This is a genomic window from Streptomyces hiroshimensis (assembly GCF_014650335.1).
Taxonomy (GTDB): Bacteria; Actinomycetota; Actinomycetes; order Streptomycetales; family Streptomycetaceae; genus Streptomyces; species Streptomyces hiroshimensis.
Map to the genome: position 1 here is coordinate 64,762 of NZ_BMUT01000006.1, position 14,696 is coordinate 79,457.

The 14,696-nt window shown below is 72.1% G+C and carries 15 protein-coding genes; 12 read left to right on the forward strand and 3 right to left on the reverse strand.

What is annotated here, in order from left to right; all coding sequences use genetic code 11:
• Positions 1-12: 12 nt before the first annotated feature.
• The 5 genes from IE241_RS15300 (at position 13) to IE241_RS15320 (ending at position 5,326) form a co-directional block, all read left to right on the forward strand.
• Positions 13-882, forward strand: a complete 870-nt coding sequence (locus IE241_RS15300) for a JmjC domain-containing protein (RefSeq protein ID WP_190022280.1) — start codon at positions 13-15, stop codon at positions 880-882.
• An 85-nt stretch (positions 883-967) separates the two neighbouring features.
• Entirely contained in the window at positions 968-1,861 is an 894-nt protein-coding gene (locus tag IE241_RS15305) for a JmjC domain-containing protein (protein ID WP_190022281.1), read from the forward strand.
• A 134-nt stretch (positions 1,862-1,995) separates the two neighbouring features.
• Positions 1,996-3,135: a S1C family serine protease gene (locus tag IE241_RS15310; RefSeq protein ID WP_190022282.1), complete on the forward strand. Its 1,140-nt coding sequence runs from the start codon at positions 1,996-1,998 to the stop codon at positions 3,133-3,135.
• Between the two features lie 60 nt (positions 3,136-3,195).
• Positions 3,196-3,921, forward strand: a complete 726-nt coding sequence (locus IE241_RS15315) for a response regulator transcription factor (protein WP_190022283.1) — start codon at positions 3,196-3,198, stop codon at positions 3,919-3,921.
• Positions 3,922-3,934: 13 nt separating this feature from the next.
• The gene (locus tag IE241_RS15320; RefSeq protein WP_190022284.1) at positions 3,935-5,326 is read left to right on the forward strand and encodes a sensor histidine kinase; all 1,392 of its coding nucleotides are present in this window, start codon (positions 3,935-3,937) and stop codon (positions 5,324-5,326) included.
• 160 nt (positions 5,327-5,486) lie between these two features.
• On the opposite strand, the gene IE241_RS15325 is transcribed toward IE241_RS15320, so the two are convergent.
• A complete protein-coding gene (locus IE241_RS15325) occupies positions 5,487-5,945 on the reverse strand; it encodes a hypothetical protein (protein ID WP_190022285.1) in 459 nt (152 codons plus the stop codon).
• Between the two features lie 151 nt (positions 5,946-6,096).
• Here IE241_RS15325 and IE241_RS15330 point away from each other — a divergent pair, with 151 nt between their 5' ends.
• Positions 6,097-6,957, forward strand: a complete 861-nt coding sequence (locus IE241_RS15330) for a helix-turn-helix domain-containing protein (RefSeq protein ID WP_190022286.1) — start codon at positions 6,097-6,099, stop codon at positions 6,955-6,957.
• A gap of 136 nt (positions 6,958-7,093) precedes the next feature.
• Positions 7,094-7,504 (forward strand): YidB family protein, encoded by a 411-nt coding sequence (locus IE241_RS15335; protein ID WP_190022287.1) that lies wholly within the window; start codon positions 7,094-7,096, stop codon positions 7,502-7,504.
• A 64-nt stretch (positions 7,505-7,568) separates the two neighbouring features.
• Here IE241_RS15335 and IE241_RS15340 read toward each other — a convergent pair whose 3' ends face one another.
• Positions 7,569-9,374 (reverse strand): bifunctional metallophosphatase/5'-nucleotidase, encoded by a 1,806-nt coding sequence (locus IE241_RS15340; protein WP_190022288.1) that lies wholly within the window; start codon positions 9,372-9,374, stop codon positions 7,569-7,571.
• A gap of 155 nt (positions 9,375-9,529) precedes the next feature.
• Between IE241_RS15340 and mshD the strand changes: the two genes are divergently transcribed.
• Positions 9,530-10,453 carry a mycothiol synthase gene (gene mshD / locus IE241_RS15345; protein WP_190022289.1) on the forward strand — a complete coding sequence of 308 codons (924 nt, stop codon included), beginning with the start codon at positions 9,530-9,532 and terminating at the stop codon, positions 10,451-10,453.
• On the opposite strand, the gene IE241_RS15350 is transcribed toward mshD, so the two are convergent.
• Positions 10,450-10,890, reverse strand: a complete 441-nt coding sequence (locus IE241_RS15350; RefSeq protein ID WP_190022290.1) for a hypothetical protein — start codon at positions 10,888-10,890, stop codon at positions 10,450-10,452. The genes mshD and IE241_RS15350 overlap by 4 nt on opposite strands.
• A 203-nt stretch (positions 10,891-11,093) precedes the next feature.
• Here IE241_RS15350 and IE241_RS15355 point away from each other — a divergent pair, with 203 nt between their 5' ends.
• From IE241_RS15355 to IE241_RS15370, 4 genes are all read left to right on the forward strand, one after another.
• On the forward strand, positions 11,094-12,437 hold the full coding sequence (locus IE241_RS15355; RefSeq protein ID WP_190022291.1) for a hypothetical protein: 1,344 nt from the start codon (positions 11,094-11,096) through the stop codon (positions 12,435-12,437).
• Positions 12,434-12,988 (forward strand): flavoprotein, encoded by a 555-nt coding sequence (locus tag IE241_RS15360; protein ID WP_190022292.1) that lies wholly within the window; start codon positions 12,434-12,436, stop codon positions 12,986-12,988. Before IE241_RS15355 ends, IE241_RS15360 begins: the two co-directional genes overlap by 4 nt.
• A gap of 230 nt (positions 12,989-13,218) precedes the next feature.
• Positions 13,219-14,190 carry a hypothetical protein gene (locus IE241_RS15365; protein WP_190022293.1) on the forward strand — a complete coding sequence of 324 codons (972 nt, stop codon included), beginning with the start codon at positions 13,219-13,221 and terminating at the stop codon, positions 14,188-14,190.
• Positions 14,191-14,246: 56 nt separating this feature from the next.
• Entirely contained in the window at positions 14,247-14,669 is a 423-nt protein-coding gene (locus IE241_RS15370; protein WP_190022294.1) for a GntR family transcriptional regulator, read from the forward strand.
• Positions 14,670-14,696: the final 27 nt, after the last annotated feature.

A 14,696-nucleotide genomic window follows, 5' to 3' on the forward strand; every position in this document is an offset into this window, starting at 1 on the left:
AGGGCGCAAGCCATGGACTGGCTGGAACGCTGCGTCGAGGACGTGCCGGCTTTTCTGCACACCCACTGGCGGCAGGGGCCCGCGCTGCTGCGCCCGGCCGATCCGCCGACGGAGGTCCTCAAGCCCGCAGACCTCGACGGCCTGATCGACGGAGGGCTGCTGCGCGTCCCGTACGCCGCGCTGTACACCGCCGTGGGCCCGGTCCCCGAGGAGCAGTACTGCCCGCCCCGGCTCGTCGCGGGCCGCCGCCTCGACGGCTGCCTCGACCCCGGGCGGGTCCGGTCGCTCCTCGACGACGACCACGCCACGCTCCAGCTGCGGTACGTCAACCAGTGGCACGCCCCGGTGCGCGCCCTCACCGAAGCGATCGGAGCCCGGCTCGGCCGGCTGGCCGAGGCGTTCGTCTTCCGCTCCCACCCCGGACACCACAGCGCGGTCCACCGCGACGACGGGGACGTCCTCGTGATCCAGCTGAGCGGCACCAAGCGGTGGCAGGTGCACGGCGGCCCCGCCGACGCCCACTGGCAGCCGGTGCCGGACGCCGAGCCCGGCCCGGTGCTGCTCGACGCCGTCGTCGAACCGGGCCAGGTCCTCTACGTGCCGAACGGCTTCGCCCACACCGCCCGGGCCACCGGCTCCGCGCCGTCCGTCCACCTCACCGTCGTCCTGCGCGAAGCCCGCGTCGCCCACCTGCGCGCCGAACTCGGCGCCCGGCTCGCCGCGGGGCTCGCACTGCCCGCCCGTCCGCTGGACGACGAACAGCTGACCGCGACGGCGGCCGGACTCCTCGGCCACTTCCGGGCGCAGCTGGCGGGCACCACCGCGCAGTCCCTCGTGGACGCCGCGCGCCTGAGCGCCCACAGCAGCCGGCCGACGGCCTGAACCACGGCCTGAGAGCCGTTGCCGTGAACCACGGGCTTGAACCACGGCCCCGAACCACCCCCGACCCGACGGAGAGCGACCCGACGTGACCGCGAACTGGCTCGAACGCTGCGTGGCGGACAGCCGGCAGTTCCTCGCCACCCACTGGCGCACCGCCCCGGCCGTCCTGCGCCCGCACGATCCCCCCGTCGACGTGCTGACCACCGCCGAGCTGGACCGCCTCCTCGACCACGGGCTGCTCAAGGCGCCCTACATCAACCTCGTCCAGGAACACGGCCAGCTCCCCGTCCAGCGGTTCTGCGTCCCCCGGGTCGTCCTGGGCGAGGTGGTCGAGGACTACGCCGACGCCGGCGCGGTGCGCGCACTCATCCGCGACGAGCGGGCCACCCTCCTCCTGCGCTACGTCGACCAGTGGCACCAGGGCGTACGCGCCCTCGCCGCCGGCGTCGGGGAAGAGCTCGGCCGCCAGGTGGAGGCCTTCTTCTTCCTCACCCCCGGCGGCACCCAGGGGCGCCCCGTGCACCGCGACGACGCCGACGTCCTGGCGATCCAGATCAGCGGCGAGAAGCGCTGGCGGGTGCACGGCGGCCCCGCCGACGGGAACTGGGAGCCGAGCCGGGAGGACGGCGACCCCGGCGAGCTCCTGCTGGACACCGTGCTGCGGCCCGGCGAGGTGCTCTACGTGCCCCGGGGCTTCGCCCACCGCGCGAGCGCCGTCGGCGACAGCCCGTCCGCGCACCTGTCCCTGACCGTCCGCGAAGCGGGCACGGCCCACCTCTACGCCCTGCTCCAGGCGGCCCTTCAGGACGGGCCCGGCACGGCGGACCTGGCGGACCGCCCTCTCGGCGACGCGGCCCTGAACGACGCCGCCGGCGCCCTCCTGGCCCACTGCCGCCGCACGCTGGAGGCGATCACCCCCGAGGAGCTGGTCGAGCAGGCGCGCGCGGTCATGCGCGGATCGCTGGCCGGCACCGCCTAGGAACCGCGCGGCCCCACTGCCCAGGGGCCCACTGTCCAGGGCCCGCGCGGCCTTATACGGAACGAACGGACTTCTCGGCCCGTTTTCAGTGCTCCCTCAGACAGTTCTCATCTACGGGCAGCAGAGTCGTGCCCATGACGGACAGCACTCGCCCCTACGGCGCCCAGGACCCGCAGCACCCGCAGCAGCCGCAGCACCCGCAGCGCTCCCCGTACCCGGTGCCTCCCGCGTACCCGCCGCAGCAGCCGGTCACCACCGCCAGTGGGGTCACCGTCTGGCCCGGTGACGGCGCGGGGAACGGCGGGAACGGCGGTGGCGGCGGGCAGGCCCCGTACGCCGGCTTCGCCGAGCCCACCCCGCAGCCCCCGGCTCCGCGCGGCGGTCACCGCGCCCGCAAGCCCGTGGCGCTGCTCGCCGCCGTGGCGTTCGTCGCCGCGGTCGTCGGCGGCGGCTCGGCCGCCCTCGTCGGCGAGCTCACCAGCCGCGCCGACAGCGTCAGCCAGCCCACGCCCGTCCGGAACGCCTCCTCCAGGAGCGAGGGCGGAGTCGCCGCCGTCGCCAAGGCCGTGAGCCCGAGCATCGTGGAGATCAAGGCCCAGACCACCAGCGGCCGGTCCACCGGCTCCGGCGTGGTCGTCACGGCCGACGGCGAGATCGTCACCAACAACCACGTCGTCGCGGGCGCCGACACCGTGCAGGTCGCCTTCAGCGACGGCAGCACCAAGACCGCCAAGGTCGTCGGCACCGACCCCGGCAAGGACCTCGCCCTGATCAAGGTGCAGGGGGCGAGCGGGCTGAAGGCGGCCAAGCTCGGGGACTCCGGCAAGGTCAGGGTCGGCGACGAGGTCGTCGCCATCGGCTCCCCCGAAGGCCTCACCGGCACCGTCACCAGCGGCATAGTCTCCGCCCTCGACCGCGACGTGACCGTCTCCAAGGAACAGGGCCAGGGCCAGGGGCAGGAGCGGCAGCGCCGCGGCGGCGGCCCGCAGTGGCCCTTCGAGTTCGGCGGCAACCAGTACAACGGCGACACCGGATCGTCCAAGACCACCTACAAGGCCATCCAGACCGACGCCTCCCTCAACCCCGGCAACTCCGGCGGCGCCCTGATCAACATGAACGGCGAGATCATCGGCATCAACTCGGCCATGTACGCCCCCAGTTCCGCCGCCGGTGCCGGCGGCTCCGCGGGCAGCGTCGGCCTCGGCTTCGCGATCCCCGTCGACACCGTCAAGGCGGACCTCGCAGGGCTCCGGGCGGGTGGCAGCGGCAGCTGAGCGCACGGCCGTGCGAGGCTGAGAAGCGCCCTGCCCCCCTGCACCCGTGAGGTAAAGCCGATGAGCCCCGCCGACCACGGCGACCAGCCCGCCCGCATCCTGATCGTGGACGACGAGCCCGCCGTCCGCGAGGCCCTGCGCCGCAGCCTCGCCTTCGAGGGCTACGCCACGGAGCTGGCCGTCGACGGGCTCGACGCGGTCGCCAAGGTCGCCTCCTTCGACCCGGAGCTGATCGTGCTGGACGTCCTCATGCCGCGCATGGACGGCCTCACCGCCGCCCGCCGCCTGCGCGCCTCCGGCGTCACCGTGCCCGTCCTCATGCTGACCGCCCGCGACACCGTCGGCGACCGCGTCACCGGCCTGGACGCCGGCGCGGACGACTACCTTGTCAAACCCTTCGAGCTGGACGAGCTGCTGGCCCGCATCCGGGCCCTGCTGCGCCGCAGCGCCTACGCGACGGCCGCCCCCGCCGCCTCCGCCACGCTCTCCTTCGCCGACCTGCGGATGAACCTCGACACCCGCGAGGTCACCCGCGGCGAGCGCGCCGTCGAGCTGACCCGTACGGAGTTCACGCTGCTGGAGCTCTTCCTCGCCCACCCCCGGCAGGTCCTCACCCGCGAGCAGATCCTCAAGGCCGTCTGGGGCTTCGAGTTCGAGCCGTCGTCCAACTCCCTGGACGTGTACGTGATGTACCTGCGCCGCAAGACCGAGGCCGGCGGCGAGCCGCGCCTCGTGCACACCGTGCGCGGAGTGGGCTACGTCCTCAGGGCGGACGGCGCCGAATGATCAGGAGACTCCGGTGATCACGAGATTCCGGCGGCTGCCGCTCCGCTCCCGGCTCGCGCTGCTCACGGCCGTGGCCGTGGCCGTGGCCGTGGCCGCCGCGGCGGTCGCGTGCTGGCTGGTCACCCGGCAGGAGCTGGAGCACCAGCGGGACACGACGCTCACGAGCGTGCGCGCGGACGACGCCACGGTCAGGACGCTGCTGCGCAACTGCGGGTCCGTCCCCACCGGCCCGTCCACCCTCTTCCGTCCCTACACCGTGCAGATCATCACCGGCGAGGGCTTCATCTGCAGCACCGTCGGCAAGTCCCCCATCAAGGTGGAGACCGACGACCTCCTCGTCGCCCAGCGGCAGCAGGACCGGACTCTGCACGACGCGCAGGCCGAGGACGGCACGGAGATGCGGGTCGCGACCTCGCCCGGGCCCGTGCCCGGCACCGCCGTCTCCATCGCCCAGCCCCTCGGCGAGATCGACCGGCCCCTGAACGCGCTCGCGATCGTCCTCGCCATCACCGCGGGCGTCGGCGTCCTCCTCGCCGCCACCGCCGGCGCGTGGATCGCCCGGGCCGGGCTGCGGCCCGTCGACCGGCTCACCGGCGCCGTCGAGCACATCGCCCGCACGGAGGACCTGGCCGTCCGCATCCCCGTCGAGGGCGAGGACGAGATCGCCCGCCTCTCGCGCTCCTTCAACGCCATGACCGCGGCCCTCGCCTCCTCCCGCGACCGGCAGCAGCAGCTCATCGCGGACGCCGGGCACGAGCTGCGGACCCCGCTCACCTCGCTGCGGACCAACATCGACCTGCTGGTGCGCAGCGAGGAGACCGGCCGGGAGATCCCGGCCGAGGACCGCAAGGAGCTCCTCGCCAGCGTCCGCGCACAGATGACCGAACTGGCCGCGCTCATCGGCGACCTGCAGGAGCTCTCCCGCCCCGACGCCGACCCCGGCAGCGGGCCCGTCCAGGTCGTCGCCCTGCACGAGGCGGCCGGCCGGGCGGTGGAACGCGCCCGGCTGCGCGGCTCCGGGCTGACCTTCCGGGTGCACCTGGAGAGCTGGTACGTCCGCGCCCAGCCGGCCGCCCTGGAACGGGCCCTGGTCAACCTGCTCGACAACGCGGTGAAGTTCAGCCCGCCGGGTGGTGTGGTGGACGTGGTGCTGTCGGCCGCCGGTGAGCTCACCGTGCGCGACCACGGGCCGGGTATCGCCGCCGATGAACTCCCGCACGTCTTCGACCGCTTCTGGCGCTCGCCGTCCGCCCGCAGCATGCCGGGCAGCGGGCTGGGCCTGTCGATCGTGGCCCGGACGGTGCAGCAGGCGGGGGGCGAGGTGGCCTTGCGGCCGGCGGAGGGCGGAGGGACGGTCGCCTCGGTACGCCTGCCGGGCGCGCCGGTGGCACCGCCTGCCCTGTAGTACGGGTCCCCGGGCCGGTGGCGGGCCGCCGTGCTCCCCTCCTCGGCACGGCGGCCGTGCACACCCAAGCACATACCGCGCGGTCCGTTCAAATGAACAGGGTGCGATTCGCCCATTCGCCATGCGTTTGCAAGGTAGATGGTTCTTTCGGCCTTCAATTTCAGGGGCGTGTTGCGTGAAGTGCGGCTGAACCCGTGATTGCGTGGCCCTGCTCGTCAATACCGGGGCGGGCACCACCATTTCCGGCGGATCCCGGACGCTCCGCCCCTGCGGGACCGACCGGGCGGTTTAGCGTGACCGTCATGTCATGCGATCCGCGCAACCGGGACGACCATGCGACCGCCGCGACCTCCCGCCCCCGGCCGTACGACACGGTGATCCCGACCCCCAGCGGCGGCAGGTGCGTGAGCCGCAGAGATGCCGCGGGGGCGCCGTCCGATCCCCGGTAGCCGCGGGCGAGCAGCGCCGTCGTCAACCGGACGGCCTCCTCCGCGAGTTCGTCCAGGCCGTACGCCTCCAGGACGGTCCGCACGGTGGACTGGGCGACGCGGGCCGACCGCGGGTCGCAAGGGAGGTCGAGCGTGTACGACCAGGGGGTCTGCGGCGATACCGTGGCCATGCTGGCTCCTCTGACGTAGGCGAGTCCGACGAGGCGAGCAGGTGAGTGGCGCTGCTCACCACCGTACGCCGCCCTGCCAAAGGTATTTAGCGGCGTCGGCAGAACTACTTCGGTAAGCACCCATGTGGGTGACATGCGGGAGAGGCGAGAGATGCCGGTGAGGAGCAGTCCGACGGCACGTCAGCTCCGTGTCGGTGCCGAGCTGCGCAAGCTGCGCGAGCGCGCGGGCCTGACATCGACCGAGGCCGGCCGGCTCCTGGGCACCAACCAGGCCCAGATCAGCAACATCGAGGCCAGCCGCTACGGGGTGAGCGCCGAGCGCCTGCGCGCCCTGGCGCGCAACTACTCGTGCTCCGACGAGGCGCTGGTGGCGGCCCTGATCGAGATGGCCGGCGAGCGCAAGCGCGGCTGGTGGGAGGAGTACCGCGAGATCCTCCCCGCCGGGCTGCTGGACCTGGCCGAGCTCGAACACCACGCGGTGGCCCTGCGCGCCTCCTACGTCGCCCACCTGCCGGGGCTGCTGCAGACGGCCGAGCACTGCCGCGAGATCTTCCGCCAGGTGGTCCCGCCGCTCTCCCCGCCGGAGGTGGAGCACCGTGTCTCGCACCGCATCAAGCGGCAGGCCGTCCTCTACCGGGAGAACCCCACCCCGTACACGGCGATCGTCCACGAGGCCGCCCTGCGGATGCGCTTCGGCGGGCCGCCCGTCGCGGGGCCGCAGCTGCGGCACATCCTCGGCATGAGCGAGCGCGAGCACATCAGGGTGCTGGTGATCCCCTTCGACGCCGGGGCGTTCCCCGGCTCGGGGCAGTCGACGCTGTTCGCGGTCGGCCCGGTGCCCCAGCTGGACACGGTGCACGTCGACCGCGAGCACGGCTCGGAACTGGTGGACGCCGCGGCGCAATTGGACCGCTACCGGATGGTCCTCGACCGCATGGAGTCCGTCGCCCTCGGCGAGCGGAGGTCCAGGGACGTGATCCTGGACATCGTCCGCGCCCTGGAGGGCAGGTGAACAGGTGAAGCGGGTGAACAGGCGAAGCAGGTGAACGGGTGAACCGGTGAACGGGTGAATCTGCAGACCCCGGCCCCTGGTGCGGGCATCCGGGGGTAAGGCTCTCGTACAGAGGCGTAACGAGGAGGCGGCAGCGATGAGCAACGAGCTGGGGGACCTGCTGGGCGGGCTGCTCGGCGGCGGGACGGGCGGTGGCAAGGGCGGCAACCTGCTGGGCGCGCTGCTCACCTCGCTCGGCGGCGCCGGTACGCACGGCGCGGGCAGCAACCCCCTCGGCGCCCTGCTGGACACGCTCAAGGAGGGCGGCCTGGGGGAGAAGACCGACTCGTGGGTCGGCAAGGGGGCGAACCAGGAGGTCAGCGGCCCCGAAGTGGCCCAGGCCCTGCCGTATCAGGCGCTCGACCACGTGGCGCAGCAGGCGGGCGTCAGCCCGGAGGAGGCGGCCGACGAACTGGCCCGCACCCTGCCGCAGGCGGTGGACAAGCTGACCCCGGCCGGCGAGGTGCCGGAGGGGTCGCTGGAGGACCTGATCCGGCAGCAGTCGTAAGAAGGAAGAAGGCGGGCGGCCCCTGCGCATGCCGGGGCCGCCCGCCCGGGTGTTTCCTCGGGGATTACTTGACGACCGTGATGCGGTCCGCCGCCGGCGGGGCCAGCGGGGCGCCCTTCGACGAGTGGGCCGTCAGGTAGGCGTTGAAGACGTCCAGGTCGGACGCGCCGACGCGCTTGTCGGTGCCCTCCTTGAAGGCGGGGAAGCCGTCGCCGCCGCCCATCAGGAACTCGTTGCCCGCGACGCGGTAGCTCTTCGCCGGGTCGATCGCGGTGCCGTTCAGCTTCACCGACGAGGCCGGGACGCGGTCGGCGCCCTTCTTCGTCAGGTCCAGGGTGTAGGTCAGGCCCTTGCTGATCTGCAGGATCTTCGGCTGGTCCGTGTTCGGGCCGCTGACCTGCTGCTGGAGCGCCGCGATGACCTGCGCGCCGGTGAGGGTCTTCGTCTGCATCATGTTGGTGAACGGCTGGACGGTGAACGCCTCGCCGTACGTCACGACGCCGTCGCCCTCGCCGCCCGACGCCTTGAAGGCGAGGTCGGAGCGGATGCCGCCGGGGTTCATGAAGGCGATCTGGGCGCCGCCCTTGTCGGCCGGGGCGAGGGCCTCCAGCTGGGCGTCGGCGATGACGTCGCCGAGCGGCTTCTCGTAGGCCTCGGAGCCGCGGCCGTTGATGTCGGCGGTGATGTAGCCGACCGGCTTGTTGGCCACCGGCGCCGCCAGGGTCTTCCAGCGGTCGATCAGCTTGGTCATGTCCGCGGCCTTGGGCTGCTCACGGTTCACGACGTGGTTCGTGGCGCGCGGACCCTTGACGCTGGTACGGACGATGTCCTTGGTACGGCGGTCGTACGTCAGCGTCGTGTCGGTGAACACGCGGCCGAAGGAGGCGGCCGAGGTCACCGTGCGCGGGGCGCCCGAGGGGTCGGGGATGGTGCAGGCGTAGGCCTGGTGGGTGTGGCCCGTGACGAGGGCGTCCACCTTCGGCGTGACCTTCTTCGCGATCTCCACGATCGCGCCGGATATGCCCGCGCCCGCGCCCGGGGTGTCGCAGTCGTAGTTGTACGCGCCGGACGCCGGCATGCCGCCCTCGTGGACGAGGGTGACGATCGACTTCACGCCCTGGCGGTCGAGCTCGTTCGCGTACTTGTTGATCGTCTCGACCTCGTCGGCGAACTTCAGGCCCTTGACGCCCTCGGCCGTGACGACGTCCGGGGTGCCCTCCAGGGTGAGACCGATGATGCCGATCTTCACGCCCTTGTGCTTCCAGATCGTGTAGGGCTTGAGGATCTGCTTGCCGGTCTTCTCGTCGGTGACGTTGGCCGCGAGGTAGGGGAAGTCCGCGCCCTTGAAGGTCTTGCCCTTCTCGAAGCAGCCCTCCTTGGGGTGGCAGCCGCCCTTCTGCATGCGCAGGAGCTCGGCACGGCCCTCGTCGAACTCGTGGTTGCCGACGGAGGTCGCGTCCAGCTTGATCTTGTTGAGCGCCTCGATGGTCGGCTCGTCGTGGAAGAGACCGGTCATCAGCGGGCTCGCGCCGATCATGTCGCCGGCCGCGGCGGTGATCGAGTACTCGTGGCCCTTGCGGGCGGTGCGCAGCGAGTTGGCGAGGAACTCGACGCCGCCGGCGGGGACGGTCTTCGTCGTGCCGTCGGGCTGGGCCTCCGTCACGGTGCCCGAGGAGCCCTGCGGCGGCTCCAGGTTGCCGTGCAGGTCGTTGAAGGAGAGCAGCTGGACGTCGACGGTGCGGCCCGTACGACCGTAGGAGAGGGCGTCGGCCGGGGCGGCCGTGGCCAGGACACCGGTGGTGGCGGCGAGCGCGGCGGCGGTCGCGGTCAGCCGTCTCGCCAGGCGCTTGCGTGGCGGCGTCGCGTGCATGTGTTCCCCTTTATGCATGTTTGGTGGGTGAGAGGTGGATGGAATGGTCTGCGGCAGCCTAGATCAACGCGTGTAGAACGTCAGGAGGGTTGGGGTGACGTTTTCGCCGCACTCCGGTGTCGGGGCCGCCGGGCCCAGGGTCGTAGGCTCGGCACATGAGCGACGTCACGAACAACGCGAACGGACAGCGGTCGGTCGAGGTGCTGGAGGAACTCCCGCCCGAGGTGGCGCAGGACGTGCTGCGGCTGGTGACGGAGGCGGCCGCGGTCGACGGGCAGCCTGCCATCTCCGAGCAGGGGCGGCTGCAGCTGAAGGGCCGGCGGCCGGGCGTGCGGCACGTGCTGCTGCGCGCGGACGACGGAGTGCTCGTGGGCTACGGGCAGCTGGAGGACAGCGATCCGGTCGAGGCGCCCGCGGGCGAGCTCGTGGTGCACCCCTCCTGCCGGGGGCGCGGGCACGGGCGGGCGCTCGGCTCGGCGCTGCTGAAGGAGTCCGGCAAGCGGCTGCGGGTCTGGGCGCACGGCGGCCACCCGGCGGCGCGGCACCTGGCGCAGGTGCTCGGCCTGAGCCTCTTCCGCGAACTCCGCCAGATGCGGCGCCCCCTGCACGACCTCGCCCTCGCCGAACCGGTGCTGCCCCCCGGGGTGACCGTCCGGACGTTCCGCCCCGGCGAGGACGACACGGAATGGCTCGCGGTGAACGCGGCGGCCTTCGCACACCACCCCGAGCAGGGCTCGCTCGTCCAGCGCGACCTCGACGACCGCAAGGCCGCGGACTGGTTCGACCCCAAGGGCTTCTTCCTCGCCGAGAAGGACGGCCGCATCGTCGGCTTCCACTGGACGAAGATCCACGCGGAGGAGGGCCTGGGCGAGGTCTACGTCCTGGGCGTGGCCCCGGGCGCCCAGGGCGGCGGCCTCGGCAAGTCCCTCACCACGATCGGCCTGCGCCACCTGGCGGCCCAGAGCCTGCCCACGGCGATGCTGTACGTGGACGCGGACAACGCGGCGGCGGTCGCGGTCTACGAGGGCCTGGGCTTCCAGATCCACGAGACGGACTTGATGTACCGGACGGAGAGCTAGCCGGTCCCGGCGGGGCGGGCGGTTCCCAGGACCTCGCGGAGCTCGGCGGCCGCGGTCAGGGTGGCCCACTGACCCTCTGCAGGGTCGGGGAGGACCCAGACGCGGTCGCCGAGGTACTTGCCCGGCGGCGGAGCGAAGAGCTCGGATCCCTTGGGGTACGAGGTGACGCCGGGGATTCCGGCGACGCTGCCGACGTCCTCGCCGAGCGGAAGCAGCCACCACATGGCATGTTCCGCGCCACCCATCAGGTAGGGGCCGATGTGGCGCCTACGGGACCTGAGTCCGGTGACGGCGGCGGCCGCCAGGGCGAAGTCGATCCGCACGAGCCTCCACTCCCGCCCGACCAGCAGAGGAGCCGTCTCGCCGGCCGCCCAGAGGGCGAGGGTGGTGGCAGGGTCGTACGACGCACGGGACAGCCACCGGGAGACGGCGGTCATGGGGCCGCCCTCGTCGTGCCGATGAGAGGCGGATGGGGTGGGCTCTTCGGTGACCGGAGTTCTCATGTCGACAGGACATCGCTCGGCGAGGCCGCGGACCAGGCCGGATCCGCGGACGCTCGGGCGGACATATCGCAGGACATTTCCCAGTGGCGCAGCGGTTGGCGGACTACCTTGAGCAGCAACGCATTGGGGAGGCGGTCATGGCGGACATGCCGGGGAACCCGTTGTTCGTACGGGCGCGCGTTGCTCAGAGGTTACACACGCAGGAGGAGTTCGCCGAAGTGTTCGAGGGCATGGCCCGCGAGCTGGGGTTCAAGCTGGCGGTCTCGGTCCGGCAGGTCCGCCGCTGGGAATCACGGAAGCCGGGCTGGCCTCATCCTTCTGCACGGATGGTCCTCCAGGCCCTCCTCCGGAGGTCTGCTGAAGAGCTGGGGTTTGCCCGGCCGGTCCGGAATTCGCTCGGCGGGCAGGTTGCCCAGGCGGCCACGTCGCACGATGGTCCTGTGAAGAGACGCGACTTCGTGACCCGTTCGCTTGCCGCGGTCGGTGCGGTGAGCGTTCCCTCCTCACCTGAAGAGGTTCTTGCCCAGACCAGGGCCGATCCGTTGGACCGGTTGCGGACCGTCCTCACAGGCGCCGCGGGCTGCCGGGCAGAGCTCAGCACCACTGAGGCTCTGGCGCGGGCATCCGCCTCGGCAAAGCGGCAGATTCAGCGGTGCCGCTATTCCAGCGTGTCCAGGAGTCTGCCGGACCTGCTCGTCGAGCTCGGACCCCGGCGCGGATCAGCCGAAGAGCGGCGCCGGATCGATCGCATTGCAGTCGAGGCGTACCACGTAGCCGCCTCACTCCTGTTGAAGAACGACGATGCCCCATCTGCATGGGTCGCTGCTGAGCGATCCATGGCGGCGGCTCGTCGGACCGAGGATGCGGCGGCCGTCGCGTCGGCCTCGCGCATTCTGACTCACGCGGTAACTGCAGTCGGTCACCATCGGCAAGGAGTCGGCGTCGCTGTCCGGGGGACGGACGAGATCGCCGGCGGCGTCACCCGGTCCAGCCCTGGCATGGTCTCCGTCTTCGGCGCCCTGTTGCTCCGAGGGGCGTGGGCCGCCTCGGTGGCCGACGACCGGGACATGGCCGAGGCGCTCTTGGACGAGGCCGGGCGGGCGGCCAAGCTGCTGGAGGAGTCGAACCTGCAGGGGACCGCGTTCGGGCCGAACAATGTTCTGCTGCACCGGGTTTCCATCGCCCTCACCCTCGGGGATGCCGGGCGAGCGCTCGCGGAGGCGCGGAAGGTGGAGGTCAGGGCTCTGGCTGTCGCGGAGCGGCGTGCCGTCTTCTGGACGGATCTCGCTCGGGCCCTGCATGCCTGCGGGAGAACGGAGAAGGCCACGGCTGCGCTGCTCGCGGCCGAGAAGGAGGCCCCGGAGGAGGTACGGTCCCGCCCAGTGGTCAGGGAACTGATCGGAGACTTGCTGATGCGGGACCGAGGTGGCCGGGTGCCTGTGCTGCGGTCCTTGGCGTCGAGGGCGCAGGTAACCGTATGAGTACGAGCTCGCGCCGGGTGCTGTACCTGATCATCTGTGCTGCGGGCCCCGCCGCGGACGCCGTGCGCCTGGTGGCTGCCGCGAAGGACCGTGGCTGGGATGTGTGCGTGATCGCCACCCCGGCCGCGGCCGACGGCGACTTCATCGACCGACGCGCTCTGGAGGACGTTTCGGGCCGACCGGTGCGGAGTACTTGGCGCCGGTCCGGCGAGGAGAAGCGCAACCCTCCGGCGGATGCCGTCGTCGTAGCGCCGATGACCATGAACACCGCCAACAAATGGGCCGCCGGGATTGCCGATACGTACGCCCTCGGCCTGGTCGCCGAGACCGTCGGGCTCGGGCTGCCCGTGGTCGCACTGCCGTTCTGGTCGACGGCCCTCGACTCCCACCCCGCCACGCGACGTGCCGTGGAGACACTGCGCGGAACCGGTGTCCGAGTGCTGTACGGGGAGGGGGAGTGGACGCCCCACCCGCCGGGTACGGGCGACGAACGGCGCGCGTCGTATCCGTGGAATCTCGCTTTGGACGCCGTGGGGGGTTTGGTTCCTTGAACCGTGTTGGCGGGAGGGCAGCGTAGGGCACAGGAGTAGTCGGGCAAGCCGTCCAATTGCGCGGTTCACTCGGTGGTGGACGGAACTTGGTCCGCGTGGCGTGTTCGTCTGTGCCTTCGGGCTACCGTGCGCGCATCGCCTCGCTTCGTGCCGAAACGAGGCGACCCCCGGCGGTGCAGCAACACCGGGCCCGGGGGTCTACACCCGCAAGGAAACGGACTCCTTTAAAGATGCTCCGGCATGCTATCCCTCCTGCGTCCTTCTTCACGCAGGTCTCCAACGAAATCCTCCGCCACCCCCGTCTGTCATCCGACGCCGTCCGTCTGCTGACCTGGCAGTTATCGCTGCCGGATGGTGCGAACGAACCGCTGTCGAAGACCGCGGAGCGGGCAGGCATCAAGAAAGTTGCGTTCATTCGGGCGAAGCGCCAACTCGTGGGCGAGGGTTACCTGCACGAGTGGCGGCGCCAGGGTGAGGCCGGGCGGTGCTCGACGACTCAGCTGGTGTCGAGCGTGCCGCTGTCCGCGGAGGAGGCGCTCGGGGTGCGGGAAGGCGGGCGGCCGACGGGTGGGATTCCGGCCGCCGGTGAGCCGACGGGCCGGTCCGTCGGCCGTCTCCCCGAAGACAACAACGGTGAGAACAACTTCCACCCTCCCTTCCCGGCGGCTGAGCGGCCCGTACCGCCCGCACCACCCGTACCGCCCGAGCCGCTTGTCGAGCGCGGGGCGCGGGCGCTGGCGGCGGTCTCCCGTAGCGAGGGTCGGCTGCGGTTGTCGGCGCCGGATGTGGCCCGGCTGGCGCCGCTGGCGGGGGAGTGGTTCCAGCGGGGTGCGCCGATGGCGGACTTCCGTGAGGCGTTGACCGCCCGTCTGCCGCGGGTCGTGCACCATCCGGCGGGCCTGGTCCGGGACCGGCTGCTCCGTAAGATGCCGCAGGCCCCGACGTTCGCCGAGCAGCGCGCCTCGGCGCCCCGGGTGCCGTCCCGTGTCGCCGGTATGCAGGAGTGCCGGGGCGATCACGTGCAGCCGCGGCTGTTCCGGCCGGTGGGGGACGAGGCGCTGTGCCGGGACTGCTGCCGCGCCGCGGCCGGGGCCGGTGGGCCCGTGCCCGTCCCCGGTGCGGTGGTGGCGGCGCTTCGGGGCGCGGTCACCGTCCGGGCGGCCCTGCGCGGTGGTGGTACACCGGCGCAGGCCCCCGTTTGACAGGTCACACCCCCATCCCGCACCCTTTCACTAGTCAAGTAGTGAAAGGGGCCCGCGTGGTCGAGTTTCGTATCGACCGGCGCAGTGGGGTCGCCACGTACCTGCAGATCGTCCAGCAGGTCAAACAGGCCCTCCGGCTGGGGCTGCTCGCGCCCGGGGACAAGCTGCCCACGGCCAAGGAGGTCGTCGCAGCCACGGCGATCAACCCCAACACCGTCCTGAAGGCCTACCGCGAGCTCGACCGCGAGGGGCTGGTCGAGGCGCGCCCCGGGCTCGGGACGTTCGTGCGGCGTTCGCTGGCCCGGCCGCAGGCCGCCGCCGGGTCGCCGCTGCGGGCCGAGCTGGCGGACTGGATGCACCGCGCCCGCGAGGCCGGCCTCGACCGGGAGGACGTTGCCGCGCTGCTCGCCTCCGTCCTGGAGGAGGGGTTCGACGGGCCCCCGGGGACCACGGGGACAGCAGCGCACGAAGCGACGTAGCGCGCGAAGCGAAAGCGAAGTAGCGGG

What these genes read in the sequence shown, in the direction of transcription:
- IE241_RS15310 (WP_190022282.1), top strand. Translation starts at nt 1,996, where the DNA reads ATGACGGACAGCACTCGCCCCTACGGCGCCCAGGACCCGCAGCACCCG.
- IE241_RS15300 (WP_190022280.1), top strand. Translation starts at nt 13, where the DNA reads ATGGACTGGCTGGAACGCTGCGTCGAGGACGTGCCGGCTTTTCTGCAC.
- IE241_RS15330 (WP_190022286.1), top strand. Translation starts at nt 6,097, where the DNA reads ATGCCGGTGAGGAGCAGTCCGACGGCACGTCAGCTCCGTGTCGGTGCC.
- IE241_RS15360 (WP_190022292.1), top strand. Translation starts at nt 12,434, where the DNA reads ATGAGTACGAGCTCGCGCCGGGTGCTGTACCTGATCATCTGTGCTGCG.
- IE241_RS15355 (WP_190022291.1), top strand. Translation starts at nt 11,094, where the DNA reads ATGGCGGACATGCCGGGGAACCCGTTGTTCGTACGGGCGCGCGTTGCT.
- IE241_RS15340 (WP_190022288.1), bottom strand. Translation starts at nt 9,374, where the DNA reads ATGCACGCGACGCCGCCACGCAAGCGCCTGGCGAGACGGCTGACCGCG.
- IE241_RS15325 (WP_190022285.1), bottom strand. Translation starts at nt 5,945, where the DNA reads ATGGCCACGGTATCGCCGCAGACCCCCTGGTCGTACACGCTCGACCTC.
- IE241_RS15365 (WP_190022293.1), top strand. Translation starts at nt 13,219, where the DNA reads ATGCTCCGGCATGCTATCCCTCCTGCGTCCTTCTTCACGCAGGTCTCC.
- IE241_RS15350 (WP_190022290.1), bottom strand. Translation starts at nt 10,890, where the DNA reads ATGACCGCCGTCTCCCGGTGGCTGTCCCGTGCGTCGTACGACCCTGCC.
- mshD (WP_190022289.1), top strand. Translation starts at nt 9,530, where the DNA reads ATGAGCGACGTCACGAACAACGCGAACGGACAGCGGTCGGTCGAGGTG.
- IE241_RS15335 (WP_190022287.1), top strand. Translation starts at nt 7,094, where the DNA reads ATGAGCAACGAGCTGGGGGACCTGCTGGGCGGGCTGCTCGGCGGCGGG.
- IE241_RS15315 (WP_190022283.1), top strand. Translation starts at nt 3,196, where the DNA reads ATGAGCCCCGCCGACCACGGCGACCAGCCCGCCCGCATCCTGATCGTG.